Origin of the sequence: Streptomyces sp. NPDC057543 (assembly GCF_042801895.1) — a bacterium.
Classification (GTDB): Bacteria; Actinomycetota; Actinomycetes; order Streptomycetales; family Streptomycetaceae; genus Streptomyces.
In genome coordinates this window covers 1-2299 of sequence record NZ_JBHVFF010000507.1, presented here as the reverse complement: position 1 = coordinate 2299, position 2299 = coordinate 1, and the positions used below count along the sequence as shown (strand labels likewise).

Annotated in this window: 1 protein-coding gene; it reads left to right on the top strand. The window is 70.6% G+C overall.

All coding sequences use genetic code 11. The features are described 5' to 3' along the window. The first annotated feature begins 649 nt into the window (after window positions 1–649). Window positions 650–2158, top strand: coding sequence for a VCBS repeat-containing protein (locus tag ACFU8Q_RS40565; RefSeq protein ID WP_384464959.1), 1509 nt, complete (start codon window positions 650–652; stop codon window positions 2156–2158). The last annotated feature ends 141 nt before the right edge of the window (window positions 2159–2299 follow it).

The following is a 2299-nucleotide window of genomic DNA, read 5'->3' as shown; positions in this document are numbered from 1 at the left end:
TGTGGCCAGATCACGTGGTCACGGACCGCTTCCGAGAGCTGCGACCGCACCATGTACGAGCAGTGCGGCGTCGCAGCCATCGGCACATCCGCGATACAGCGCCGGCCCGCCCGTACTCAACTCCCTTTCGGCCGAGCGCCGTGACCGGCCGCTCGAACAACCGCTCCTGTGGCCAGATCACGTGGTCACGGACCGCTTCCGAGAGCTGCGACCGCACCATGTACGAGCAGTGCGGCGTCGCAGCCATCGGCACATCCGCGATCAACGTGCTGCGCGGAAGCTTGAGTCGGCGTCCCGTGGAGTCGCTGACCGCCGACTCCGTGAGGGCCACGAGGTCGAGGTCGCTGCGCCCGGGCCGACAGTCCCCCGACGCCAGGGCCCCGTGCGCCCATACCGCCTCCAGAGGGACGACGCGGCCGGCGTCGGCGATGAAGCGGTCAAGGAGGAGCCGGGCGGCCCTAACTCGTCGGCACTCACGGAACCGACTACGGCACGGCCGCCAGGCCGAGCCCGAAGGGCTCAACCTCCTTGGCGTGGACGAGCTGTGACGGGCCCCGGCCCGGAGCACAACCCTCGGCCGCGTGTGCCGGTCTGAGTCTGCACAGTGCCGGCGCACCGCACACCCCCCATCCTGAACGAAGGAGTTCACGTGGCAACCCGCGCTCCAGGAATATCCGTGGTCCTCGCCATCGCCGTGGCGGCCGCCGTAACCACCTTCCCCGCCGCGGCCCAGGCGTCGACGCCGGCCCCCGTGACAGCCTCCGCGACCCCTGCGGCGGCCGTGCCCGTCCCGACCCCGCGACGCGACGACTTCAACGGGGACGGTTACCCGGACGTGGCGTTCACCGCGCCCGGTGCCACCGTCGGGGGCAAGGCCAAGGCCGGGTACGTGGGTGTGCTGTACGGCTCCAGGAGCGGTCTGCAGACCTCCACCAAGCAGGTCTTCACCCAGGACTCGCCCGGAATCCCGGACACCGCCGAGGCAGGTGACGCGTTCGGCAGCTCGATGGTCTCCGCCGACCTGGACCAGGACGGGTACAGCGACCTCGTGGTCGGCGCGCCGAAGGAGAAGATCGGCTCGTTCAAGTCCGCCGGTTCGCTCACCGTCATCTGGGGCGGCGCGCACGGACTGTCGGGTGGTGCGACTCTCCTGACGGGCGACGAACTGTACGACGAGATCGGCGGCAAGGCCGCCGTCGGCGACTTCGACGGCGACGGCGCCCTGGACGTCGTCACCCTGGGAATGGGCAACACCCACATCCTGTCCGGCCCGTTCGAACGCGACGGCAGCGCGGCCGCTCCCGTCAGGGAGATCCGGGACATGGACGACCTGCGCTACCTGGACCTTGCCGCGGGCGACTTCAATGGCGACGGCCGCGACGACCTGGCCGCCGTCGTCCACGACGACTACGAGTTCGACGCCCGGCGCATCCTCATCCGTAACGGCGGTGCCACCGGCCTCAGCGAGAAGTACACCGTCGTCAACCGGGCGAACGGTTACCGTCTCCAGGGCGGCGAGACCATCACGGCCGGCCACATCAACGGTGACAGGTACGCCGACCTCGTCGTGGGCCGCACGGTCGAGGGCTACGACAGTGATCTGGACTATCCGCTCGCCCTGGGCGGCATGATCACCTACGTGCCGGGCAGCGCCACCGGCCCGCGGGGCGACCGGGCCAAGGTCTTCAACCAGGACAGCGCCGGTGTCCCGGGTGTCGCCGAAGTGCACGACGGATTCGGCGCGTCGCTGTCGATCGGTGACATGAACGGGGACGGCTACGGCGACATCGCCGTCGGCGTCCCCTACGAGGACATCGGTACGAAGAAGAACGCGGGCTCGGTCCTGGTCCTCCCCGGCACCGTGTCCGGCCCGACCGGGACCGGCACGGTGGGCTTCAACCAGGACACGGCGAACGTCCCCGGGGTGGCCGAGGCGGACGACGGGTTCGGCGCCGCCCTCAGGCTGGTCGATGCCAACCGTGACGGCCGCGCCGAACTGGCCGTCGGTGCCCCCGGCGAGAACACCGACGCGGGCTCCCTGTGGGTCTTCCCGGCCACGGCCTCCGGCGTGACCGCCAAGGGCTCGTTCAGCTTCGGACACGGAACGCTGGGGACGGTGGGAACGGACGCGCGACTGGGTTCGTCGTTCAACCGCTGACACGTTCCGAATTCACGCCGCAGGGGGCAGGGCAGGTGCCCTCTGCGGCGTAGGGGAACGCGAGGCGCTCGCCCTCGTGGCCCGGCGCGCCCGGCCGAGCCCGTCCTGCAGGTGGCAGAAGAAGCCCGGCTCCACGACGAC